At 52.3% G+C, this 24,920-nt stretch carries 20 protein-coding genes; 5 read left to right on the forward strand and 15 right to left on the reverse strand.

Going from position 1 to position 24,920, the window contains the following annotated elements:
- Positions 1 to 588 precede the first annotated feature (588 nt).
- Together AC4QZR_RS17305 and AC4QZR_RS17310 are read right to left on the reverse strand one after the other, a co-directional pair.
- The gene (locus AC4QZR_RS17305) at positions 589 to 2,166 is read right to left on the reverse strand and encodes a rhomboid family intramembrane serine protease (protein WP_494482045.1); all 1,578 of its coding nucleotides are present in this window, start codon (positions 2,164 to 2,166) and stop codon (positions 589 to 591) included.
- 65 nt (positions 2,167 to 2,231) lie between these two features.
- On the reverse strand, positions 2,232 to 2,414 hold the full coding sequence (locus AC4QZR_RS17310; RefSeq protein ID WP_494482046.1) for a hypothetical protein: 183 nt from the start codon (positions 2,412 to 2,414) through the stop codon (positions 2,232 to 2,234).
- 231 nt (positions 2,415 to 2,645) lie between these two features.
- Here AC4QZR_RS17310 and AC4QZR_RS17315 point away from each other — a divergent pair, with 231 nt between their 5' ends.
- From AC4QZR_RS17315 to AC4QZR_RS17325, 3 genes are read left to right on the forward strand one after another with little or no spacing between them, the layout of a single operon-like run.
- Entirely contained in the window at positions 2,646 to 3,461 is an 816-nt protein-coding gene (locus tag AC4QZR_RS17315) for an N-formylglutamate amidohydrolase (protein WP_494482047.1), read from the forward strand.
- Positions 3,440 to 5,314, forward strand: coding sequence for a peptidase MATCAP family protein (locus tag AC4QZR_RS17320; protein ID WP_494482048.1), 1,875 nt, complete (start codon positions 3,440 to 3,442; stop codon positions 5,312 to 5,314). Before AC4QZR_RS17315 ends, AC4QZR_RS17320 begins: the two co-directional genes overlap by 22 nt.
- A 25-nt stretch (positions 5,315 to 5,339) precedes the next feature.
- Positions 5,340 to 6,389 carry a glutathione synthetase gene (locus tag AC4QZR_RS17325; RefSeq protein ID WP_494482049.1) on the forward strand — a complete coding sequence of 350 codons (1,050 nt, stop codon included), beginning with the start codon at positions 5,340 to 5,342 and terminating at the stop codon, positions 6,387 to 6,389.
- A 613-nt stretch (positions 6,390 to 7,002) separates the two neighbouring features.
- On the opposite strand, the gene AC4QZR_RS17330 is transcribed toward AC4QZR_RS17325, so the two are convergent.
- The 3 genes from AC4QZR_RS17330 to AC4QZR_RS17340 form a co-directional block, all read right to left on the reverse strand.
- Entirely contained in the window at positions 7,003 to 7,455 is a 453-nt protein-coding gene (locus tag AC4QZR_RS17330) for a hypothetical protein (protein ID WP_494482050.1), read from the reverse strand.
- 27 nt (positions 7,456 to 7,482) lie between these two features.
- Complete coding sequence (locus tag AC4QZR_RS17335) at positions 7,483 to 8,418, reverse strand: hypothetical protein (protein WP_494482051.1); 936 nt, start codon at positions 8,416 to 8,418, stop codon at positions 7,483 to 7,485.
- 108 nt (positions 8,419 to 8,526) lie between these two features.
- Entirely contained in the window at positions 8,527 to 9,360 is an 834-nt protein-coding gene (locus AC4QZR_RS17340; RefSeq protein ID WP_494482052.1) for a TonB family protein, read from the reverse strand.
- A gap of 139 nt (positions 9,361 to 9,499) precedes the next feature.
- Here AC4QZR_RS17340 and AC4QZR_RS17345 point away from each other — a divergent pair, with 139 nt between their 5' ends.
- Positions 9,500 to 11,350 carry an ABC transporter ATP-binding protein gene (locus AC4QZR_RS17345; protein WP_494482053.1) on the forward strand — a complete coding sequence of 617 codons (1,851 nt, stop codon included), beginning with the start codon at positions 9,500 to 9,502 and terminating at the stop codon, positions 11,348 to 11,350.
- Between the two features lie 161 nt (positions 11,351 to 11,511).
- Here AC4QZR_RS17345 and AC4QZR_RS17350 read toward each other — a convergent pair whose 3' ends face one another.
- The 8 genes from AC4QZR_RS17350 to AC4QZR_RS17385 form a co-directional block, all read right to left on the reverse strand.
- The gene (locus AC4QZR_RS17350) at positions 11,512 to 12,930 is read right to left on the reverse strand and encodes an FAD/NAD(P)-binding protein (RefSeq protein WP_494482054.1); all 1,419 of its coding nucleotides are present in this window, start codon (positions 12,928 to 12,930) and stop codon (positions 11,512 to 11,514) included.
- A gap of 251 nt (positions 12,931 to 13,181) precedes the next feature.
- Positions 13,182 to 14,960, reverse strand: a complete 1,779-nt coding sequence (locus AC4QZR_RS17355; RefSeq protein WP_494482055.1) for an SLC13 family permease — start codon at positions 14,958 to 14,960, stop codon at positions 13,182 to 13,184.
- Positions 14,961 to 15,146: 186 nt separating this feature from the next.
- Positions 15,147 to 15,584 carry a hypothetical protein gene (locus AC4QZR_RS17360; protein WP_494482056.1) on the reverse strand — a complete coding sequence of 146 codons (438 nt, stop codon included), beginning with the start codon at positions 15,582 to 15,584 and terminating at the stop codon, positions 15,147 to 15,149.
- A 120-nt stretch (positions 15,585 to 15,704) separates the two neighbouring features.
- Positions 15,705 to 16,178 (reverse strand): fasciclin domain-containing protein, encoded by a 474-nt coding sequence (locus AC4QZR_RS17365; protein ID WP_494482057.1) that lies wholly within the window; start codon positions 16,176 to 16,178, stop codon positions 15,705 to 15,707.
- 96 nt (positions 16,179 to 16,274) lie between these two features.
- On the reverse strand, positions 16,275 to 16,901 hold the full coding sequence (locus AC4QZR_RS17370; RefSeq protein ID WP_494482058.1) for a rhomboid family intramembrane serine protease: 627 nt from the start codon (positions 16,899 to 16,901) through the stop codon (positions 16,275 to 16,277).
- A gap of 318 nt (positions 16,902 to 17,219) precedes the next feature.
- A complete protein-coding gene (locus AC4QZR_RS17375) occupies positions 17,220 to 18,194 on the reverse strand; it encodes a polyprenyl synthetase family protein (protein ID WP_494482059.1) in 975 nt (324 codons plus the stop codon).
- 8 nt (positions 18,195 to 18,202) lie between these two features.
- Entirely contained in the window at positions 18,203 to 20,458 is a 2,256-nt protein-coding gene (gene rnr / locus AC4QZR_RS17380) for a ribonuclease R (RefSeq protein ID WP_494482060.1), read from the reverse strand.
- A gap of 170 nt (positions 20,459 to 20,628) precedes the next feature.
- Complete coding sequence (locus AC4QZR_RS17385; protein ID WP_494482061.1) at positions 20,629 to 22,464, reverse strand: ABC transporter ATP-binding protein; 1,836 nt, start codon at positions 22,462 to 22,464, stop codon at positions 20,629 to 20,631.
- A gap of 106 nt (positions 22,465 to 22,570) precedes the next feature.
- Between AC4QZR_RS17385 and AC4QZR_RS17390 the strand changes: the two genes are divergently transcribed.
- Entirely contained in the window at positions 22,571 to 23,233 is a 663-nt protein-coding gene (locus AC4QZR_RS17390; protein WP_494482062.1) for an HAD family hydrolase, read from the forward strand.
- A gap of 62 nt (positions 23,234 to 23,295) precedes the next feature.
- Here AC4QZR_RS17390 and AC4QZR_RS17395 read toward each other — a convergent pair whose 3' ends face one another.
- Positions 23,296 to 24,066 carry a hypothetical protein gene (locus AC4QZR_RS17395; RefSeq protein WP_494482063.1) on the reverse strand — a complete coding sequence of 257 codons (771 nt, stop codon included), beginning with the start codon at positions 24,064 to 24,066 and terminating at the stop codon, positions 23,296 to 23,298.
- A 177-nt stretch (positions 24,067 to 24,243) separates the two neighbouring features.
- A complete protein-coding gene (locus AC4QZR_RS17400; RefSeq protein ID WP_494482064.1) occupies positions 24,244 to 24,864 on the reverse strand; it encodes a lipoprotein signal peptidase in 621 nt (206 codons plus the stop codon).
- Between the last annotated feature and the right edge of the window lie 56 nt (positions 24,865 to 24,920).

The following is a 24,920-nucleotide window of genomic DNA, read 5'->3' on the forward strand; positions in this document are numbered from 1 at the left end:
GTTTGATGGTTTTGGTTAAGCGTGTGTCGGCTTAGCAGGCTATACTTCTCTGAAGCTTTTCACTGCCTAATAGATGCGCAGATTCCGGAAAGGTTGCTTGAGCCTCAGAAAAAAATCATACTTTTTGATACTCCCCTACAAAAGGACATTGCAAGGTATAGGCTGGCGCCTGAGAGATGTTTGCCGTACAGGTATAGCTATAACAAACAGGGAGCAGTATACCCTTTGCCGCCAACTCAGGAATTTAGAAAAGCTGAATTGCAGAGCTGATTCTGATTTATCTATCCGAATCCCAACTGTACCCGCGTGTGCTGGCGCACGGGGATGTGGACATCCCCAGCAGTAAGCTTCGGGATTAGTAAATCCCGAAGAGCGTTTAGAGCGTTCACTCAAGTTCATGACAGCACACCCAAGGTATAGACTACTGCCATCAACTACTTAGCATATCAATCCACATCGTTAATCGCGTTATTGCGCTTACTTCTGTTTTGAAATTATCTCGATCGCCCCGTTCCGGGCTTTCTCGCCATACCCAGCTACGGCTTACTCTTCTTTCAAAACTGATATCGATTCTATTTCTTCTATAGGTTAGTCCTTCTTTTTAGTGATGAGTACGACACCATTCCGGGCCTCCTCCCCGTAGAGTGCCACCGCCTCTTTTCCCTTCAGCACTGTTACCGAGGCAATGTCGTCCGGGTGAATGATCTTTTCTACATCATCCGGATTCATTTGCTCCAGTGGTTCGCCGTCTATCACAAACAGGGGTTTTGAGTCCGGATCCAGCATTTCCAGGTCGTCTACCTCCACATCGACGGGTATCTCGCTTTCAGTTTCTTTCGACTCAGGCTCCTTTCCTTCCCGCAATGTCTGCAGTTCCTGCACATACGTACTGATGGCCCACAGCACCTGTTGCTGCTTCTCGTGCATCCACGGCTTGTTGCTTTGTATATCGTCGCGCATCATGGTATAGGACGTTTTGCGCAGCTGCGTATAGCTTAGCAAAATCTCAACCTCTTTTGCCTGCTGCTCGCCCAGGTCGGGCAACTCCTGTAGCGCTATCAGATCCTTGATGCTCTCGTCCCACAGCGCTATACCATGCTCCAGCCCTGGCAAATATTTCCCCCCATTGATCAGAGTGGCATCTAGCTCCATTTCCTTCATCACATCCATCGCCTTTGTCTCGCGCTCGCCAAAGCGGTCCAGCATAGTGAGGTATCGGGCATTCTCAGTCGGTATTTGCAAATATAGACCCACAAAAGCACCTAGCAATAGTGCCACCGTCACGATGCTCCCGCGTAGATTATAATGTTGCGTGAAGTATCTGCCTGAGCGTAGCATCAACACGGCACCATAGGCTATACCCAGCACCAGGCCTCCCGTGTGCGCCGCATTGTCTATACCTCCCTGCAGGCCAAAGACCAGGTTCAGCGCAATAACGCCCAGCATGTTGTACACCATGCCTTTTTTCTCTGCCCAGGTCATCCGCCGCTCCAGCAGCACCATGGTCATGAACATACCGAACATGCCAAAAATAGCTCCGGAGGCACCGGCACTGATGCGTTGCTGGTCCCACCACAGGCTGGCCAGGCTGCCCGCCAGTCCGCAAAGCACATAGGCCGTGATGAACTGCTTGCGGCCCACAAGTGGCTCCAACGCACCGCCTATGCTGGCCAGTGCATACATGTTCACGAGCAGGTGGATGATGCCGATGTGCAGGAACATGGACGTGAAAAGACGCCATGGCTCGCCGGTCAGGGTATAGGGACCGAAGTTGGCTCCCGCGTTCACCAGGTCTTCACCTTCAGGCGAAAGCACGTGCATGCCCGTGAGCACCAGCAGCACGAAAATAACGATGTTAATGTTGACCAGGATCGGCGTGACAAAGTAGTGACGCTGCGGCACGAAGAGCGTCCAGAAGTCTTTGAATTTATCTGCGAAGGAAGTCGGCCCCGCGGGTTCAGGGTTCAACTGTATCTCTCGCTGTTGAAGGGCTTGCAGGGTATCCTGCTTTATTTGCTCCAGATTCGGAGCTTCGATATTTCTTTTTTCAATCTCAGCGATCACGGCCAGTATGGCTTCCGGCTCGTATGCTGCATGTTCTCCTAAAATTTCCAGCAGTTGACTATCCTCTTTTTCAGAGGCCACTGCTGCGTAACTGTTTTCCATCTGCAAACCTTATTCTCTTCCTGTAAAGATAAGGCAGCGGACTCATTATACAAGCACAGGAGGTGTTACCGGGTATAGGCCAGCATTCCCCTGCTCACTAACAGGGCTCCGGTTACCCCAATGGCAAACCATAATCCGATGGTAAGCGATTCTGTCAGGAAGAGCCCTCCGTTCCTTAGGCTCTGCATGAGCAGGATCACTGAGAAAATTGCAATAGCTAGCAGCGCATTCTTGTAAATCTGACGCATGGGCACCTCTGGTCTTTGGTGAAACAATTGGTATATAGCTATACTTTATAGTATCTAATTTTGTTCTGGACTTTTAAATCTATTTATTTCCAACGAATCTACAAACTATTCCGCGTTAAGCTTTCGATCAACACTATAAACTGTTTGTGATTGAATATCAAGGTTTAAACAAACATGCCTGTTAAATAACCTTAGGTATAAATATCGGGTAAAAGTTTTCAAAAAGATTTTATGCCTGACCCTACACAAGCAAAACCATATTATACCATCACGACAGGCCAAAGCCCTCTTATCGCCACAGCCATACACGACGGCCATGCCGTCCGAGACAACATCAGCTCCCTTTTTTCGCTGTCATCAGATGAACGACTACGCGAGGAAGACCCTTTCACGGCGGGCTGGGTAAGTATAACCGACAACCAGGTAATAGGTTTAAACTCCCGCTTCGAAATGGACCTGAACCGTCCGCGCGAGAAAGCCATCTACCGCAAACCCGAAGACGCCTGGGGCCTCACCGTTTGGAAAGACGAGCTCTCGGATGAACTGGCACAGGAGTCGCTGGCCCGCTACGACCAGTTTTATGCCAACGTAAAAAAGATGCTGCAAAGTATAGTGGACCGCCACGGCTGCTTTGTGGTGTACGATCTGCATACCTACAACCACCGCCGCGACGGCGCTGACGGTCCTGAAGCCAGCCCACAGGAAAACCCCGAGGTGAACCTTGGCACCGGCAACATGAACCGACAGCTCTGGGCACCTGTGGTCGATGTCTTTACGGAGAGCCTGCAGCAATACAACTACCAGGGCCGACAGCTCGATGTGCGCGAGAATATCAAATTTGAGGGCGGCCACTTCATGCGCTGGATTCACGATACCTTCCCGGACCGCGCCTGCGTCATCTCCATCGAGTTCAAAAAATTTTTCATGGACGAGTGGACGGGCAAACCAGACGAGGCCCAGCTGCAGGAAATCAGAAAAGCGCTGCAAAGCACGGTAGCACCAGTACTGGCAGCGCGCGAACAGGTATGCAAAACCCTCTCGCCATGATCGATACCATCTCTGATATCTTCATAAAAAGCATTGTCCGGAGTCTGAAGCGTGGCCGGCAGGTGCGCAGAAGATTACCTGAGGGGGGCCTGCTGCACATCGACCGGCCATTGCCCTTTCTGGTGCTTTACCGCCACCCGGCAGGCCAGCCCGACCATGCCACCGCCGACTTCGTGAAGGCCGAAGCGGCCTACATCATTGCCCGCGAAGAGCAAACGCCCGAGCTGCGGCAGCTGATAGGTGAGATAGCCAAGGCCATGGCCGACGAGTTTGGGGCTTTTATGGTGCTCGAGCTTTTCGCCGCTCCGGACACTAGCCCACCCGACAGCCCGACTTTTCGGGTGTTGGGCCCTGAGGAAGCACTGCCTGCCACCATTCGCACGCTTAAGAACGAACTAGCCAGCATCAAGATCAGCAACCTGTCGGTTATGGTGACCACGGCTTCCAACCAGGCCTTGCTGGAGGGACCTAGGAGCCTGATGAGCGAAGAAGAACTGAAAAAGCACAGCACACTCATGCTCGGGCTCGAGCTGAAGCCTATTTACCGCCAGGCCGGCACCGGACAGGTATACCCCTTGCTGCAGCGCACGCTTCGGAGTTATGTTTCGAGCGCCATCAAAAAGGCCGTGTTCGATTTTGTGCGCGTGCAGACCACCCATCATCCCAAGCATTTCCAGGCGCTGGGCCGGCAGGCCGTGGTGCCCGCTGTCTGGCGCATCGACAAGCAGCTTAAGGGCATCAGCGACCAGTTCCGGTTTCTGTTGCTCGTCACGCCCATTAATGCTGCTGAGGCCTGGGAGGAGTTCCGCATAACTAAGTTCAGGCAGGCACCCAACTTCCACTACCGCCTCATGCCCATGGATGCCGACCTGCTCAAGCGCAAGCTCTACAACATTCCCATCGAGAAGGTGGAAGATCCAACACTGGCCTATCTGTTCCGGGACAAACGCAACGAGCTCGACAAAACCCTGAGTATGCTGGCCAACCGCAATACGCCGCACTTTCTGTACAGCAGTATGCAGCTATTTGGCGGCGTAGACGAGCAGTTGTTGAAAGTGGCGGAAGGTATATTGGCCGCTATACCGGAGCCTGCCCGCCAGAAAGATGTGCCCCTTATACCTGTAGACGAGTTTGCTGCCCTAGCCGAGCGTGAAATCGCTTTTCTGAAGAGCCAGTACCCGCCGCTCGACTCGGGGGTGGACATCCGCAAAGACATTGTCGGGCTCATCGTCTCTAAAGGCAGGCTCAACATTGGCACCGATGCCAAAATACCACGCCACCGCGCCGAAGCACTGATTCAACATGAGGTGGGTACACACATTCTCACCTATTTCAACGGAAAGGCCCAGCCACTGCAGCAGTTGTATGTAGGCGCGCCGGGCTACGAGGAATTGCAGGAAGGGCTGGCCGTGCTGAGCGAGTACCTCGTGGGTGGCCTCGACCAGGACCGGCTGCGCATACTGGCTGCCCGCGTGGTGGCCGTGCACCACCTTGTCAAAGGCTGCAACTTTACCGACAACTTCTGCCGGCTAAAAGATGCGTATAAGTTCGACGATGAAACGGCCTTTAACGTCACCATGCGCGTGCACCGGGGAGGCGGACTCACCAAAGACGCCGTATACCTGCGCGGGCTCGTGCACCTCCTGCACTACCTCAAAGAAGGCAACGATTTGGAACCGCTTTTGATTGGTAAGATCCGGCAGGAGTACATTCCCATTGTGCAGGAACTCATCTACCGGCAGGTGCTGCGACCCGTGCCAATTCGCCCGCGCTACCTCACTGATCCGGCCGTGCAACCCAAACTAGAAAAACTAAAAGCAGGGATATCAGTATTTAACCTACTGGAAAATTAATCCCAACAAATACTGATATATAGACATGACAATAGGATTCGTAGTAAACGACGTAAAAACAGAAAAGCCCGACCATACCACTATCTTTCTGGCGCAACGCATGCACAATCTGGGGCACACGGTGCTGCTGATGGGCGTGGGTGACCTGGCTTATTATCCCGATGGCTACATGGGCGCCACGGCCACTTTTGCTGACTCCAAGCAAAAGTATAAATCCCCGGCCACCTTTCTGGAAGCCATACAAGGGCCCAAGGCTAAGCAGGCCCGCGTGACTGCTCCGGAAATAGATGTGCTGATGCTTCGCAACGATCCTTCGTCAGAAGGCGAAGGCCGCGGTTGGGCGCAGAACGCGGGCATTATCTTCGGTCAGTTGGCACAGCGCCACGGCGTGATCGTGCTCAACGACCCGACTTCGCTCTCCGATGCCGTGAACAAGATGTACTTCCAGCATTTTCCAGAAGCAGTTCGCCCCCGCACACTCATCACCCGCGACAAGGAGGAGATAAAGGATTTCTTTAATGAGCAGAAAAACAACATCATCCTGAAGCCACTGCAGGGCTCGGGTGGCTCGGGCGTTTTTATGGTGAAGAAGGACGATGCGACCAACCTCAACCAGATCGTGGAGGCCATCAGCCGCGACGGTTACGTAATTGCGCAGGAATACCTGCCACAGGCCGTTGAAGGAGACACACGCCTCTTTGTAGTGAACGGAGAGGCCTTGCAGTACAAAGGCAAGTATTGCGCCATGCACCGCGTAAACAGCAAAGACGACATCCGCAGCAACATACATGCCGGAGGCACCGCTGTAGCCGCTAAAATCAGCCAGACTGCCCTGGACCTCGTAGAGCTGGTGCGCCCAAAGCTCATTCAGGATGGCATGTTCATGGTGGGCCTGGATATTGTGGGGGACAAGCTAATGGAAATAAACGTGTTCAGCCCGGGCGGGATGCCAACTGCCAGCAACCTGGAGGGAGTGGACTTCTCTATACCTGTTATCGAAGCGCTGGAGCGTAAGGTCCACTACAAAAAGACCTACGGCACACAGATCGATAATAAAACAGTGGCGATGATCTAAGCCTGATTTTAAAAGTTAAAAAGGCAGTCGGAAGTGCGTTTAGATTCAGCACATTTCCGACTGCCTTTTTTATGGGTCAGGTATAGCAAGTTATCCTTGGCAACGCGAAATACTTACTGCTTATCTACCAGGTATAGCGCTCAAGAAATTTCTTCCAAAGACTAAATAGCCTGTGAGAAAAGACAAATGAACGAACTAATGGAGGAAGAAAAATAAAATTATTGTCCTGAGGATCAGGCATATACAGAAAGTACAAAATAATTTATGTCTGCTGTTTTGTTTTATAAAAACAAAACCATAATTTTGCACCCGAATTGAGAGAGACACTAAACCGGAAGGCTAATATGTGGAGCAATTCCTAAACACGCAAATCTCTCTGTGATTTTTTTGAATTTTATTAGCTATATACAGTATAGCTTTAGAAAAGTGATATAAAATCTGCCCCGGCAGCTATAAAGATAAGGTTAGTTAAAGTTTAGATTAGTTTGTTTTAAGGTGAGAGAAGGCCCCGGTCATTTTGACGGGGCTTTTCTCATTTCAAGGCTTTTGCAGATTCGTATTTTCCTAGTGCCTGCTATTCAGAAAACCCTACCCTTCTTATCTATGAAACAGATCAGGCATACAGTAGATAGGCAGTTCCCAGCGTAATAGGTATAGCGGTCAGGAGCAGTTTCAGCACCAGCCCCGGTGAAGGGGTGCCTGCTCTCCACGGCAGCTTCGTTTTAAATACGTAGCGAAGGCTGGTCACTAAGGTGACCAGGGCTATCAGGCCCACCGCCAGGTGGGTGATGGCAATAACCGTATCGAAGGCAGCGCTCTCGGCTATGATACGCTCGGCGGTGCGCAGGTTCCAGTAAACGAGCAGCAGCAGACAGGGCAGGGACACCAGCGCGCCCAACCGCATGCTGAACAAGGTGAGCCACGAAGCGAAGGCAAAAAGCGGAACCGCCGCCATCAACCCCATTCTCCGGTCAAAGAGCGCTTCATCGCCTGCCAGGTCGGTATAGAGCAGGATCAGGAGGGCGTGGGCAAAGCCCGTCAGGAAAAGCAGCAGGTAGCGCGTCATAGGCTACTATACTGCAGAACCGGGGTTTCAGATTTCCTCCGGGGTGTAATAGGTATAGGAACTTCGCAAAAGCGGCAGTTTTTCGGGGAGGTTCGTGTTGTATACCTGCACTTCGTAGGCCTGCCCCGCTTCGTTGTAGCGGTATACCTCCTCGATGTAAGGCTTGCCGCTTCGTAAAATGGTGCGCTGGCTCAGCCTGCCTGCCTCGTCATACACGAAGTTTATCTCTTCCGAGGCGCCCCTCACATTTCTGATCCGGATCTGCTTTAGCCGCCTGGCTGTATCGTAATCGAACGCCATGTGCTTTTGCAGCATGCCGTCTCTGTGCAGTTCACGCTCCACTACAAAGCCCTCTTGTGTGCGGTTTGACCAGCCCGGCCCACGCTCCTGCAGGTAGCGCAAGGTATAGCTGCCTATGTAGTTGCTGTAAATGAATGCCGCATTCCCGTGCAGTTCCTCTTTCGCCTTCAGCTCTCCATCCGGCCAGTACGCCAGGTTGATCAAGGGCTGATAGGTGCCCGTCGTGGGGTCGTACATTTCAACCTCCTGCGTTTTGGGCATCAGGTTGGTATCCAGATTCTTCTTGTATTTGATGGCGATACCTGTAAGGGCACCTACGCTAGTGGTGTACAGATTGCCAGTGACCGCACCAGCTTGTACATCAGGTATAAAACTCTTGTCCTGGATGACTATCCCATCGGCGCCATAGGCTCTGGCTTTGTCCTGCAGGTTTTTGATCATGTAGGCGTAAGGCACATTCCCTCCGCTTCTGGTCTCGAGCGCCGCCAGTTTAATGTACGGTTCCTGGGGCCACTCTCCGGCGAAGAACACTTCTATATCGTAGGGGTGTGGTTGCGACGGGAGTGTCGTCAGGCGTTCGTCCACTTCGGGGTATAATGTTGGGGAGCAAGCGGTAAGCGAAACAGCCCCGGCCAGCAGTATGAACAGTACAGTTTTTTTCATAGGTCTTTACTAATTGTTCGACCTAACACGGCTCAAACTTCGTGCTACAGTTGGCCCGGAAGACCTTGAAGTAATAAAATATAGTAAAAAGCTATATTCAGAGGTTTTTTAATGCAGTGAAAACCGCAACGGCAAGGTATAACGCACCGGCACGGGCTCGCCCTCCTGCAGCCCGGGCTTCCAGGTGGGCATGGCCTGTACGACCCGAAGAGCCTCGGCATCGGCGTCTGCATGAAAGCCCTTGATCACTTCGGGGTTGCTGATACGGCCGCTTTTATCCACTACAAAAGAGATAAACACCATCCCCTGCGCTTCGTCCTTCTGGGTTGTTTGCGGATACCGCACATTGGTAGCAAGCCACTGCAGCAGGCGCCTCTCCCCGCCCGGAAAAGCGGGCATCACTTCCATCGGAAGGTACTTAATTTCTGCTCCAGCCTCGTCGTATACCTTGCCGGCCATCATTTTCCCTTTGCTGTATACCTCCGTTCTGCGCAGCATGCCCGATTCGTAATAGGCATGGAGCGTGTCTACAGGCATGTTGCGGAAATATTTGCGACTTACCTTTGGCTTGCCACTCTCATACCATGTTCTGTAATTGCCTGTCAGGCTATCGTTGTGGAAGGTCTGCTCCATTTTCAGCTGGTCGTTCTCGTACCATTCGTAGCTGGGGCCGTGCTGTATACCGTAGCCATACTTGCCGCCGTCAATATCCTGATAAGTAGTCAGGCTCACCTTAACGTTGGTTCCCACTTTAAGCTTTGTTTTTGTTCCGCCGCCAAGCGAGTCCTCTTTAGCCACAATGAAATAAGCCGCCTCGGCAGGACTCACTTCCTTTCCGTGCTCGGTAACGTATTTCACCGTTATATCCAGGTTCTGTGCCTGCGCGCTATACCCTGTAAAGAGCAAGGCTATACCTATCAGAATAGCGTAAATTTGTTTCATCCGCTAAAAATAGGCACAATTCTGAATACAGGGTATCGCCGCAATAAATATCCTACAGCTTTTGTTAAGATTCAGGCTCCGTGTTAAAACATAAGCCCGTTATTTCGGTATAGGTATAGGTTTCAGGTATAAATTGACGATGAACAGACCAAGCAAAGGGGCCCGTGGGGCGAATCAGGCAGACGATAAGAAGAGCTTCCGCGAACAGGTGGGCGCCCTGAAAAACCTGCCCAAATTCTTCCGTCTGATCTGGAACACAAGCCCCGGTATGACCATCGGCAACGTGCTGCTTCGCCTCGTCAAGTCGTCTATACCTTTGGCTATGCTCTATGTGGGCAAGCTGATCATCGACGAGGTGATCGGGCTGATTGCCGTGACGGGGGAGCGTGACCTGAGTTTCCTTTGGATATTGGTGGCGGCAGAACTAGGCCTGGCCATCCTCTCCGATATCTTCAACCGCGGCATCACGCTGCTGGACAGTCTGCTGGGCGACCTGTTCTCCAACAATACCTCGGTGCAACTCATCGAACACGCTGCCCGGCTGGACCTGGCGCAGTTCGAGGATGCCACTTTTTACGACAAACTGGAGCGGGCCCGGCGGCAGACGATTACGCGGGTGGTGCTGATGTCGCAGGTGCTCTCGCAGCTGCAGGACATGGTCACGATCGCTTTTCTGGCGGTGGGCCTGATTGCTTTCAATCCGTGGCTTATCCTGATCTTGCTGGTGGCGGTTATACCTTCATTTCTGGGCGAGACGCACTTCAACGAGCGCACCTACTCCCTCTCCCGCTCCTGGACGCCCGAGCGCCGCGAACTCGACTACCTGCGCTACATCGGCGCCTCCGACGAAACAGCCAAGGAAATCAAAACCTTTAACCTGTCGGGCTTTCTGGCCAATCGCTTCAAGGAGCTCTCCGACCGCTATTATAACCTGAACAAAAGCTTGATCGTGCGACGGGCCCTTTGGGGAAGCGCCCTCTCCTCTTTGGGAACAGTAGCTTATTACGGCGCCTACATTTATATACTGGCGCAGACGGTGACGGGCTCCATTACAGTGGGTACGCTCACTTTCCTGGCGGGCTCGTTCAGCAACATGCGCGGTTTGCTGCAAGGCATCATGACGCGCTTTTCGCAGATCGCAGAGAGTGCGCTATACCTGCAGGACCTCTTTGACTTCCTGGAGCTGAAGCCGCAAATCACGCCGCCTGCCAATCCCCTGCCTATACCCCGGCTGATCCGGGAAGGCTTTACTTTTGAGAATGTCGGCTTTAAGTACCACAACAGCGAAAAATGGGCGGTGCGGCACCTCGCCTTCCATTTGCAGGCCGGCGAAAAACTGGCTTTGGTGGGCGAGAACGGGGCTGGCAAAACCACACTGGTCAAGCTGCTGGCCCGTTTGTACGAACCCACTGAAGGCCGCATCCTGCTCGATGGCATCGACCTGCGCGAGTACGACCTCAACGATCTGCGCTACCAGGTCGGCATCATCTTTCAGGATTATGTGCGCTTCCAGATGACGGCTTCCGACAACATCGCCATCGGGCAGATCAGCAACATCGCTGACCGCGACCGCATACAGGGCTCCGCACAGAAAAGCCTGGCAGACCCGGTGATCCAGCGCCTGCCGGATGGCTATGAACAGGTGCTCGGCAAGCGTTTTAACAAGGGCGTGGAACTGTCGGGTGGAGAATGGCAGAAGGTGGCGCTGGCCCGGGCATACATGCGCGACGCGCAGCTGCTCATCCTCGACGAGCCCACCTCGGCACTTGATGCCCGTGCCGAGCATGAGGTATTCCTGCGGTTCTCGGAGCTCATTGCCGGTAAAACCGCTGTGCTTATCTCCCACCGCTTTTCCACGGTGCGCATGGCTGACCGCATTTTGTTCCTGGAGCAGGGGCAACTGAAAGAACTCGGCTCGCATGAAGAGCTACTAGCGCAGAACGGCAAGTATGCCGAGCTATTTGCATTGCAGGCGAAAGGATATTTGTAAACTCACCAGATTGGAGATACGAGAATCGAGTGTACGCATTCCTTACTTTGTGGAATCTTCATCTTCCGCCATAAAATGCCAAACCAGTAGTACACAGGCCAGACTCAGTACTGCCAGCAAGATCAGGAACAGGTCTTCTCCCATGGTCGGTTATTATCAAATCAGCTTTTTTCGGCGATTTCCAACGTGGCCTTACCCTCGCGAATCAATCTGTAGGCGAGCGCTTTTGCCTGCTGCCTTATCTCACGCAGCGCAGTCGATTCGTACAGCATCCCCTTCCTGGGAGGCCCAAGCGTGAACAGGCCGCGCACGGGTTTGCCTTCTGCATCGATTAGCTTGCCGCTTGGTGTCGTTTTAAGCCCAAGGTATAGCACATCAGGTTGCGCCATGCCGTCTGCCAGCAACTGCTGAACTAAGGGTGCTTTTACCTGGGTGTAGTCGCACTGCGGGCCTGTGCAGTTGATGACCCTGCTTACCTCAATTTCTTCTGTTGCCTTGTGATGCCTCCTCCTGATGGTAACGCGCGCTCCATTCTCCGTCTCGTGCATATCTACGACAGCGGTGGCTATTACCTCCAATTGCCCTTTTTCCTGTAGTTCCTGCAGCAGGCCGGCTGAGGAGGCAGGCATCCGGTGGCGGTGCACTTCCCAGTATGGCCGGATATGGCGCAGAAAAGCTTTTTTCTCTTTCAAAGGCAAAGTTTGCCAAAGGACAGGTATATCATCGCGCAGCGCATCCAGTACACTTCGCCAGGTATAGCCCTCCGCTTCGGCTCGCTTTATCTCTTCCCGAACGAATCGGAATAGACTCAAAGCAGATGAATACGCCACTTCCGGAATTGCCAGGTTGGGGTATGGCCGTGTGCTGACATCAAAAGGTTGCGGCAGCAGCCCGTGGCGCGATACTACGTATACCTTGCCTCTGTGGCCTTGTGCTTGCAAACTGCCCACCAAGTCCACCATCGTCAGGCTGGAACCAATCAGTAAGAGCGGGTCCTGCTGTTGCAGACCACTCAGCTCTTTGGCCGACCAGGGCGAGGCGACATAGCGTTGGCTTTTGTAGAAGCTTTTGTTAGGTATACGCAACGGCGCCGGCGGGAAGTTGCCAACGGCCAGCACTACTTTGTTGGTGCTTAACGTGCACTGGTTACTGCAACTGACAACAAAACCACGGCCCTGCCTCGATACGGACAGTGCCTCTTCATACACCCGCACAAACGAAACGCCCTGAGCCGCACCAGCCTCCGCCTCCTGCAAGCGCGCTTTCAGGTAATCGCCGAAAACAGTGCGCGAGATGAAGTCGGTTGCCCGAACCGGCAGCGAAATTTGCCTTTTGTAGAGATAAGCGTGCTCCGTTAGCCAGTTAAAAAAATCGAGGGGTTCATCTGCAAAAAGGCTCATGGCAGAAGCGGGCACATTGAGCGGCTGAAACGGCAACTGACTTGAGTAGGCGACACCGCGGTTCATTCTATACCTGTCAGGCTCGATCAGATAAATTGTAGTGCCCGACGCAGCATTCCTGAGCAGATGGATAGCCGTTAGCGTACCGCTCAGCCCTGCTCCTATTATAGCGATTGTCATGGTTGGTATAGCTAAGGTATAGACTTCTTTTTACGTGCCGGAATAGTGGGCTGGTGCTTGCCGTCTGCATGTAAGAGTGTCAGTTGCCTGTATCTGCAACGGTCTCAAAACAACATTCTGATTTTACGGCAATCCTAAGACTGAGTTGGTAAGTTCTTTTGCTTAAAAGCATTGATTTTGAACCAATTATACCCTACCCTATACCTTCGTTCATTGAACAGCAGGGCCCAGGCTGTCCCACGTGGAACAGTTTAGAACGGGAAGAAGAAAGGGATGATAAACGAGGCCACCAGCCACAATAGTAAGTTGAGCGGCGTGCCCACGCGCAGGTAGTCCACAAATCTGTAATTGCCCGGACCGTAAATCATGGTATTCGTCTGATAGCCCATGGGCGTCATAAAGCTGAGCGAGGCCGCATAGGTCACTGCTACCAGAAAAGGCCGCACGCTCACGCCCATCTCCTTAGCTGCCACAATGGCAATGGGCGCCAGCAGGGCCGCCGTGGCGTTGTTGGACATGAAGTTGGTGGTCATGAAGGTGATGAAAAAGAAAGCCGATAAAAGCGCATGTGGCCCGTAGCTGCCTATCGACTCCACTAAAACGCCTGAGAGCAGGCTCGCCGCACCTGATTTTTCGAGCGCCGTACCCATCGAGAGCACACCCGCCAGCATAAAGATCACTTTCCACTCAATGGATTTGTAGAGTTCGTCGAGGCGGATGGACTTGGTGAGCACCAGCAGCAGCACACCCACCAAAGAGCTGAGTACGATGTGTGCCAGTCCTGTAGCCGCCGTAATCACCACGCCGGCCCCTATTATCAGTACAGGTATAATTTTACTATAGTCGTAGTGGCTGCGCTCTGTTTCAGAGATGAGCAGAATGTCCTCGTTGCTGCGCAGGTCCAGCGCCTGGTTTTTGTCAGCTGAGATCAGGAGCACGTCGCCGGCCGAGAGGCGGGTATGGGTGAGCTTTTCGTGGAGAATCTCGTCGCGGTGGCGGATGGCAACCACGGTGGCCCCGTGGTTGTAGGCCCTGAAGTCGAGCTCTTTTAAGGACTTACCCACCATGTAGGAGTTGGGCGTTACGATGGCCTCGAAGAGCTTGGTGGTGGCGCTGTTCAGGTCCTCATCCTTGAGTTTCCGCTCCGACTTCAGTTTGATGCCCTTCTCCTCCTTCATTTTCTTGAGTTTCTCTACATCGCAGCGCACTTTCAGTACATCGCCTGCCCGCAGCATGGTATAGGGCGTGGCGTTGAGTTTATACTTGTCGCGGGTCACCTGCAGCACGTCTATGTCGAGGTTTTGCACCAGGCGGGAGCTTCTGAGCGGCATACCTACTGAGGGGGAGTTGGGCAACAGCACGATCTCGGTCAGGTAATCGCCCATATTAAAGTCCTCGGTCAGGTCCTCGGCCACCTTTCGGTCAGGCAGCAGAAAGCGGCCGGCGAACACCATGTAGAGCACCCCGGTTATCATAAAAAAAACTCCTGCCGACGTGAGTTCGAACATGCCGATGGGTGGTTCGCCCTGCGCCTCGGCAATGCCGCTTACCAGTATGTTGGTTGAGGTGCCAATCAGGGTACAAACTCCACCCAGCAGCGCTCCGAAGGAGAGCGGCATCAGTAGCTTGGCAGGGCTAATTCGGGTGTCGCAGGCTACCTGTATCACCATCGGCATGAGAAGGGCCACCACTGCGGTGTCGTTGACGAAAGCGGACAGTAGGCCAGCCACCAGCATAACCGCCAGCAAACAGAGCAGGTTGTTTTTACGCCCTATCCGGGTGAGCAGCACCCCCACATTGCTTAGGGACCCCGACTTGAAAATGGCTGAGCTGATGATGAACATGCAGGCGACCGTGATGGTGGCCGGATTGCTGAAACCGGCCAGGCCTTCGGAGGGCGTGAGGATGCCGAGCATCATGAAGAGGGTCATGACAAGTATGGCCGTCGTGTCGATGGAGAGCTTCTCGCTGACGAAAAGCACCACAGCCACCGCTATCACAGATAGAACCACGCCAATCTCGTATGTCATGCTCGATGTTTAGGTATGGAACCGACTTCGTATGTCGTCGGTCAGAGGGTATAGCGTTGCCGCAGTAAAGGGGCGAAATAATTGGTAACTCTAACTGCGTTTGTGGCCAAACAGTTACAAAAGATGGGAATTAGCAAACAGGAAAATAAAGGTATTCAGGATAAGAAAGCTGCGGCTAGCCAGGCGTTACGCCATTGTTTTGTCCAGCCAATTTTGAGCCGCTTCGCAGGTTTCAAAATGCTGGGAAGGCAACTCTATCTTCTTGATACTGTCTGCTACCTGCAGACTGGCTATTCTGTCAAGCGGCATCACATTGGCAATTCTGCTTAATCCGGCTACTTTCATTTTGCGCTGCGACTCTTCGTGCAGGTCGTTGAGCTGTTGCGGATGGGTAATCATGGTGCGCATATCGATGAGAAGCGTGAACCCCGGCGAAACCAGTTGCAGCGCCTTGTCCCAGTCTTTCAGAAAGTCAGGTACGCTGTCCGTGTTTTTCCAAAAGCCCAGTATGCTGAAGTATAATCTGTTCCGGATTCCGTCGTAGCCGATTTCGTAACAAGCGTTGCGGACAACATTTTGTTGGGGTGGTATAGAAGGGTCGGTGTTTAGGGTTTTGCTGTCCATAGGGGCTTAGGTATAGGATACGCAACCGGGCAGCAAATGCATGATACCTATTCAAGTATGAATAGGCTGATAAGAGGTAAAGTAGTGAAATCGTGGATTTGGGCCAGCTGTTCTCTGTTTCTAAGGTTGCAACACCCCTCCCAATTCGTGCGCTTTACCATTTCGCAAGGTAATGTCGGTGGCTTGCAATTGCACACCGTTCAGGAGTATGCTGTCTTTCTTGCGGCATACGTTGAGTGAGGCACTGCCATAGGTCTGCAAGCGATTCCCCTCTTTAAAGTCAGTGGCGGAAAGAGCGCCTTTGACCAGGTGCATCGCCATAACCGCGCGTATTTTCTCTACTGGTTGGCCTTTCAACTCTTGCAAGCTTGCATCGGGCGGCATCAGTAAGGTATAGGCCGTGCTGCCAGAAAGCGCAGGCGCCATACCTGCCGTGGTCAGAAGTTCGGCCAGCACGGGGCGTTCGTTGATGACGTACTGCATGATGGTAGTGCGCTGCAGGTCAGTATTCTGCGCTGCGGCCTCTTTGTCGGCCAGAAAGAAGGCTAAAAAAAGTACTATTCCAAGGTATATATAATAAAGTTTCGATTTCATCGGTACAAATGCTGTTCTTATGCATTTATACGGAATTCATCGACTCTCAGCCTGATTTTATTTTTGGAGAATCAGGTCAGAAGAGTACAATTATACCTAGCCGAACAAACGCCAGCTGCCAATCTGCTCGATAAACAGCGGACCTGCGCTCGGTACAATCGCCAGACTGATGACCATGCCATATACCGCTCCATATAAGTGCGCATCGTGGTTGATGTTATCGCCCATGCGCTTGCCCTGAAAATAGGAGTACATCAGGTATAGGATGCCCAGGATGAAGCCAGGTATACACAGGATGGCGTACAAACAAATGTCCTGCGTAGGGTAAAACAGGATGCTCGAGAAAACCACCGAAGCCACTCCTCCTGAAGCGCCCAGGGCACGATAAGCCGGTTCATTGCGGTGCTTCAGGTATGTAGGAATATCTGACACGATAATACCGCCCAGATAAATCAGCATGTAAATGAGTATACCTGTTGTATCCCCGAAAATAGCCCCGAATGTTCTTTCCACTGCAGTGCCGAAGAAGTACAGCGTGAACATGTTGAAGAACAGGTGGGTATAATCAGCGTGCAGGAAACCCGAAGTCAGGAAGCGATGCCAGGAGTTGTCACGCGCTATGGAGTACGGGTGAAAAATCCAGTTCTGCATGAGTTCGTGGTTTTTCCAGGCATACAACGAAATGCCCACTGTAATGATGATCAGGATGACGGTAACGCTCATTTTTTTCTATTGAGTGATTGACTGAGTTAGCGAATGAGTGGGTGTTTAATTTTTGAATGAGTGATTGAGTGCATGAGTGATTCATCGCATTCTCAACTACTTGATGTTTGCTGGCACTGACTTTTTATCGGATGCTGTTTAATTGATTTGGCTTTCAGGTATAAGCTAAAGTAATCTGAATGCCTCCGCTATACCTTCAGACATCTTTTTAGAGCTACAAAGGCTTCTGCTATACCTGCAAAGATAACCTCCCATACCTTCAGGTATACACCGCTATACCTGCGAACTCGACACCTGCGAACCAACAATTTAACAATTCTAACTATCCCTTTCCATGAGCTGCAGTGCCAGCCCATGAATGGTTGCTTTGCGCTCGACAGGCACCTGCACAGCCTCTAAATGATACAGGGCTTGCTGGAAGTAGAAATCGATTTGCTGTTCGGTCTGCTTTCGGATGTTGAGCTGATCGTAAACGGCGGTAATGGCCTGTACTTTTTCTTCGGCTATACCTGTATCAGTGTTGTCGCGCCAGTCGAGTATGGTTTGCAGTTGTTCCTGGTTGGCTTGCTCCAGTGCCGTCAGCATTAGAAAGGTCTTTTTGTCCGAGAGAATATCGCCACCTACTTGTTTGCCGAACTTAGCCTTATCGCCGTACACGTCGAGCAAGTCATCGCGCAGCTGAAAGGCTATACCTACGTTGTCGCCGAACCCTTTCAGGTGCTCGGCGTCGCTGTCAGGCGCTCCCTGCAGGATGGCACCCAGCTCCAGACTGAAGCCCAGGAGCACGGCCGTTTTGAGCGTGATCATGTGGATATACTCTTCGATGCTCACCTGCTCGCGGCGCTCGAAGTTCATGTCGAGTTGCTGGCCTTCGCATACCTCAGCAGCTGTTTTGCTGAAAAGCTGCAGCACTTTGCCCAGTTTGTCGGGGGCTATACCTAACATCATTTCATAAGCACGTACCAGCATCACGTCACCGCTTAGAATAGCGGTGTTGGCGTTCCACTTTTCGTGCACGGTTTGCTGTCCGCGGCGCAATGGGGCCTTGTCCATGATGTCGTCGTGCATGAGCGTGAAGTTGTGGAAAACCTCTACTGCCGCAGCGGGCAATAGTGCGTTTTCCACATCATCAGCATACATTTTTGCAGCCAGCAGCACCAGTAAGGGCCTTATCCGCTTTCCGCCCAGCGACATGATGTAGCGGATGGGCTCGTACAATTCCGCCGGCTGTTCTCCAAAGCGGAGGGTATTGAGCGTTTGGTTAAGCTGGGTTGAAAGCTGCGTAATATCCACAGGTTGTTTTAATGTCTTTTAAGTGTTTCTACCAGTTCCATGTCGATGGTGCGCTCGGCCATGTTGGCGCCCACGATCTCGACCAGCACTTCATCTCCAAAAGAGATAATGCGCTTCGACTGACGACCAATGATGCGGTAGTTGTTGGAATCCAGCTCGTAGTAGTCGTCGTTCAGACTCGAGAGGCGCACCATGCCTTCGCACTTGTTCTCTTCAATCTCCACAAAGATACCCCATTCTGTCACACCAGACACAATTCCTTTGTACTGATTGCCGATGGTGTCCTTCATGAACTCCACCTGCTTGTACTTAATGGAGGCACGCTCGGCGTCGGCGGCGCGTTTCTCCATTTCGGAAGAATGGCGGCAGCGCTCCTCAAAAGCCTCTTTGTCCTCCGAAGTGCCACCGTCCAGGTAGTGCTGCAACAGGCGGTGGGCCATCATGTCGGGGTAGCGACGGATGGGTGAGGTAAAGTGCGAGTAGTGGTCGAATGCCAGACCGAAGTGACCTTCCGGCTCGGTGCTATACTTGGCTTTGGCCATCGTACGGATCGCCAGGTTCTGCAGCACGCTTTGCTCGGGCTTGCCCTCGATCTCGTGCGTCAGGTTGTTCAGTTCTTCCGAAATATCGCCATCCGGGTCCACTTTGTAGCCAAACTTGCCGGCGAAGATCGAGAACGTGCTCAACTTGTCGGGGTCCGGGGAGCCGTGGGTACGGTATACCATGGTCGGGCGCTTTTTGCCTTTGCCTAAGCCGTAGACAAACTCAGCCACCTTTTTGTTTGCCAGCAGCATGAATTCCTCAATCAGCTTGTGGGCGTCCTTGCGCTCCTTCACATAAACAGAAAGCGGCTTGCCCTTCTCATCGAGCCTAAATTTCACTTCGGTCGTCTCAAAGCTGATAGCCCCGTTTTTGAAGCGTTTGGCCTGTAGTTTTTTGGCAATGTTATTCAGGGTATTGATTTCCTCCACAAAGTCGCCCTCACCTGTCTCAATGCGCTCCTGCGCTTCTTCGTAGGAAAAGCGGCGGTCGGAATACGTTATCGTACGACCGTACCAGGTGTCGTAGAGCTTGCCGTTGTCGTCAATCTCAAACACCACCGAGAAGGTCAGCTTTTCTTCGTTCGGACGCAGGGAGCAGAGGCCGTTTGATAGGCGCTCCGGCAGCATCGGGATAGTTCTGTCCACCAGGTATACCGAAGTGGCTCTGTGGAAAGCTTCCTTCTCAAGCAGGCTGCGCGGGTGTACGTAATGCGTCACGTCGGCAATGTGCACGCCAATCTCCCAGTTACCATTCTCTAGTTTCTGGATCGAAAGGGCATCGTCAAAGTCCTTGGCGTCGGCCGGGTCAATCGTGAAAGTGGTCACGTCGCGCATGTCGCGGCGCTTGGCAAGCTCTCCGGCCGGTATCTTGTCGGATCTCTGCTCGGCCTCTTCTTCCACAGTCTCCGGAAACTCAAACGGCAGGCCAAACTCGGCCATAATGGAGTGAATCTCGGCCTCGTTCTCACCGGCCGGCCCGAATACGCGAATCACTTCGCCCGTCGGGTTCTTGCCGGGCTCTTTGGGCCATTCGATGATTTTCACCAGCACCTTGTCGCCTGATTGTGCCCCATTCAGGTTACGCTCGCCCACAAACACGTCGAAGTAGAGTCGCTTGAAGTCGGGCACCACGAAGCCAAAGTTTTTGGTGAGTTCCATCAGGCCGACCAGTTCGGTGCGGGAGCGCTCCAGTACCTCGACCACCATGCCTTCTGAACGGCCGCCCTGCATCGTGGGCAGCACTTTCACTTTCACCAAGTCGCCGTCCATGGCGTACTTCAGGTGCTCGCGGAACACGCGCACATCGTCTTCTGTATCCTCAGACACGATGTAGGCATACTTGCTGTTGGCCAGGTCCACGCGGCCCGTGATGATGTTGACGCGCAGGTTAAGCTGGTATTTGTCGCCGTCGATCAGCAGCAGCTTGTTCTCGCGCAACAGTGTATTGACGATCACCATCAGCTCATCGCGGCCTTTCTTGTCGACTATACCCAGCTTGCGGGTCATCTGGCGCTGCGTGAATACGGTGTCAGGGCTATTGGAGAACATCTCCAGCACGATGCCTTTGGCTGAACGGTCTCTGCCGCCTCTTTGGCCATCGCCTCTGCGGGAGCCGCCACCTGCGGATGGTTCTCTTCTGGAAGACTCGCCTCTGCGGGAGCCGCCTTTTTCGTTGCGGCTGTCTTTGTCTCTGCCGCCTTTGCTTGGTCTTTTACTTCTCATGTATCTTGTTTCTAATGGCCGGTGCAGGTATGCCGCACCTCAGGCCATGTACTTATTGGTTGAATTGGTTTTGACTCTATACGCCCGCAAGGCAGACTAAGGTTAAAGCCAACTCAATTTCAGGTGAATTTATAGAGAAAAGTCTATATATGGGCTATACGGCGGGTATATTAATCCTGATACTGCGCTATACCTGATTTCAGGGCCACCCGCTTCTCCTGCGCCACTGCAATGGCTTCAGAATCACCGGCAGGTATAGCCTGCAACAGCGAGCGGGTATAGGCGTGCTGTGGGTTCCGGAAAAGTTGCGTTGGTATACCTTCTTCCACCAGGCGCCCTTCGTGCATCACCAGAATACGGTCGGCCATGTGCCGGGCCACGGCCAGGTCGTGGGTGATGAAGAGGTACGTCATATTGAAATCGCGCTTGAGTTCGTTGAGCAGATTGAGCACCTGCGCCTGCACCGACACGTCCAGCGCCGACACCGACTCATCACATATCAACAGCTTCGGCTGCAGCGCCAGGGCCCGGGCAATGGCGATGCGCTGCCGTTGCCCCCCTGAAAAAGCCTGTGGATAACGCTTCGCATGCTCCGGCGTAAGCCCAACCTTATCAAGTAGTTCCAGCATTTTGGCGCGGCGTTCTTTGTCGTTTCCGTAAAGTTTATGCACACGCATGGGTTCCAGAATGGCCTCGCCTACGGTTTGCATGTAGTTAAGCGAGGTATAGGGATCCTGGAAGATCATCTGGAAATGCCGGCGGGCTTTACGCAGGTTTTCAGCATCCATGCCGGCAATGTCTATACCTTCGAATAGTACGCTCCCTGCGGTTGGCTCCAGCAGTCTTAATATAGCCCGCCCCAAGGTCGTCTTGCCGCTTCCTGACTCGCCTACCAACGCTATGGTTTCGCCGTGCTTTAACGCAAAGCTCACCCCGTCCACCGCTTTCACATGACCGGTGGTGCGGGAGAAAATTCCTTTTTTGATGGGGAAGTATACCTGCAAGTCCTGCACCACTAGCAGAGGTGGCTTCTGGCTGTTGTCGCGCTGTTGCTTTATACCTGAGACTGTACCTACGTAGGCATTCACCACATCCACCAAAGAGGGTTCGTATACATGAGACTTTTTCTCGCGGATTATACCTTGCTCGTCTTCCTCCATAAATTCTGCCACAACCGGCAGCCTGATCTGTGACTTGGTGCTGAGCGTAGGGCGGCAGGCCAGCAAGCCCTTGGTATAGGGGTGTTGCGGATTGGTGAAGATGTCGAGCACGTTCCCTTGCTCTACGATATTGCCCTTATACATCACCAGCACGCGGTCAGCTATCTCGGCCACCACTCCCAGGTCGTGACTGATGAACAGAACCGCCATGTTCTGCCTTACCCGAAGCTCGTCAATCAGCGAGAGCATGCGGGCCTGCACCGTTACATCCAAGGCAGTAGTCGGTTCGTCGGCAAGCAGGATCGCAGGCTCACAGGCCATAGCCATGGCGATCATCACCCGTTGCTTCTGTCCGCCTGAAATCTGGTGTGGATAACTGTTATAAATTTGCTCCGGCCTGGGTAGCTTGGCTTGCTCAAAAAGGCGTAATACGTGTTCTTTGGCCTCTTTTTTGGATATTTTGCGATGCCACAACAGCACCTCTGCTACCTGTTGTCCACAGGTATAGACCGGGTTGAGCGACGACATCGGGTCCTGAAAGATCATGCCCATTTCGTTGCCCCGGATCTGCTGCAGTTGTTTTTCCTTTAGTTGCAGGAGATCTACTGCTCCCAGCCGCTCCGACTGAAACACAGCCTTCCCGCCGACCTTTGCGTTGGCATCGAGCAACTGCATCAGCGAGAGTGCCGTCACTGTCTTCCCCGACCCCGATTCACCTACAATGGCCACTGCTTCGCCGGGATGTACCTCAAAAGAAACCTTGTCCACCGCGCGGACTATACCCTGGCGTGTGGCGAAAGTGGTTTGGAGATCCGTGACCTGCAGTATGGGCGTAGGTATAGACAAGGGTGATGGGGTATGTGCTTCTGGTAAAAATAAGGTTTTTTGAATGATTGAGAAGCCTTTCTTGTTTTCGTTTTTCGCAGTACATTTAAGATTGAGCTTAAAACATATGAAAAACTCTTCTGAGAATAACTTCGCTGGTAACAGCACCTCTACCGAAAAAAATGCTAAAAGCACGATCATCTGGGACCTCGGCGCCGTGCTGATTGACTGGAACCCGCACCACCTTTATCGCAAAATATTCGATGACGAGGCTGAGATGCATCATTTCCTGGAGAACGTCTGCACGTTTGAGTGGAACGAAGAGCAGGATGGCGGCCGCACGATTCAGGAAGCCAATAACTACCTCATCGCTAGACACCCTGAGCATGAAGAGAACATCAAAGCCTACTATGGCCGATGGGAAGAAATGCTGGGCGGACCTATTCCTGACTCAGTAGAGATTTTGCGTGAGATGAGATCACGGGGAGAGCACAACCTATACGCTCTCACCAACTGGTCAGCCGAGCTTTTCCCGATCGCCTTGGAGCGCTACGACTTCCTTGGCTGGTTCGATGGCATTGTGGTGTCGGGCACCGAAAAAGACCGCAAGCCTAACCACAGTTTTTACCATACCCTGCTGAACAGGTATAGCTTGCAACCCAGCGAAGTACTTTTCATTGATGATAACCTGCGCAACATCAAGGCTGCTGAGCAACTAGGCATCGAGTCGATCCATTTCACCTCACCGGAGGATTTGAGAGAGCGGCTAAAAAGAATGGGGGTTCTGTAATCGGAATAGAGTTTTGTGCGGAAGTATAGTGAGCTGCTGTTCGGATAAGTTAAAGACTGTCTTTAATTCACGCTTAGCACTATTTCCTTGCCTTTGGAACTATACGCCTGTATAACCCCGAATCCTTCTTTCATATAAATCCCTTGTATATAATCCAAAGCAGGATAGCGGTCATGAATATACTGTTCCTCCGGTCTGTAGTAGTTGGGTTGGTTAAGGTATAGATGGTATACGTTTTGGTGCTGCACCCCACCAAGCGTCACGGTCGGTAAGAACTCCTGGGTGTAGGTATAGTTTTCAATCGTGTTGGTTGTTGCATCAGTAAAAAGGAAAGAGCGCGTTGTGATGAAGTTGCTGCTGCTGGAAGTGCCAGTCTGTATTGGCTGCGGAAATTTGTTGTTATAGCCAACTGCAAATTCAATCATGTCTCCGACTTGAGCTTTATCTGTTATGTTGTTGAACCGGTCAGTGCTCGCGTTTTTTCTGTGGGTGATGCTGATAGTGACCTGGCTCTCGCCTTCAATATGGCTTGTGTATACCTGCTGGTCCGCCGTGAAAAACTCCTTGCAGGAATTCGGGTCAAACTTGCCGCTGTAGTTTGTCCTTCTGACCGGTATCTCGACACTGGTAACACCCGCTGCGTTTATGTATTTCATTTTCCGGTTAACGCCTTCTTCCGCGATATAATAGCTTTTCCCTTGTGTTGGCTGAGCAGGCAGAAAGGATACTAATTCGTTTGTGAACTCCAGCTTGCCCAGGTTCACGTCTTCGCAACCGCAGGCAGACAAACCTACTGATAGGACAACAGCAGCTAAAAGCTTATTCAATTTCATCGGGTTTGGATTGTAAGGTACAGGAACCAGAAAACGGCATGAAATATAAGCGGAATTTCTTTAACAGTAGCGAGCAGTCCGCAGAAAAATTGACTGAACTTCAACTTGAGTGTAGCGCATAAAAAAGCGGCTATTCCACATGGAACAGCCGCTTTTTTATGTGCTTATACCTATACCTTACAAACCCTGTTGTTCGGCAGCAGGCTCCTTAACGGGCTCGTCGTAATGCGCGAAGAAACGCTTCTGGTTGAAGAGGATGATCAGCACGCCGATGAAGATAGCCGAGTCTGCCACGTTGAAGATGGGCCACAGCGACATCGGTTTGCCACCCAGCAAAGGGATCCAGTGCGGAACAATACCTTCCCAAATATCAATGTAGAACATGTCGATTACCTGCCCATGGAACCATGGTGTGGATGAGCCATAAGGGTGGTTGTCGAATAACACGCCGTAGAACGTACTGTCGATCAGGTTGCCGATGGCGCCGCCCAGAATCAGACCAATGCACCAGATCAGGCCTTTGGGAGCTTTCGTTTTGACCAGGTAGTAGATATAATAGGCTATACCAAACACCGCTACCAACCGGAATAGCGACAACATCAGTTTGCCGTAATCAGAGCCGAGTTCCACACCAAAGGCCATACCTGGGTTCAGGGTATAATGCAGCTTCAGCCAGTCGCCCAGGAGCACGATTTCGCCCGGCATGCCCATTTCCATGTTGTAATGCACGATAAGCTTCACAGCCTGGTCGATAATGATGACGATAAGGGCCACCAAGTAGTACTTCCAATATTTCATGTTTCGTCTATTAGGCTGCAGGGACTTTAATCAGCCGCTACAGGATAAAGGTATAA

It is taken from the genome of Pontibacter sp. YIM B11418 (assembly GCF_059278805.1).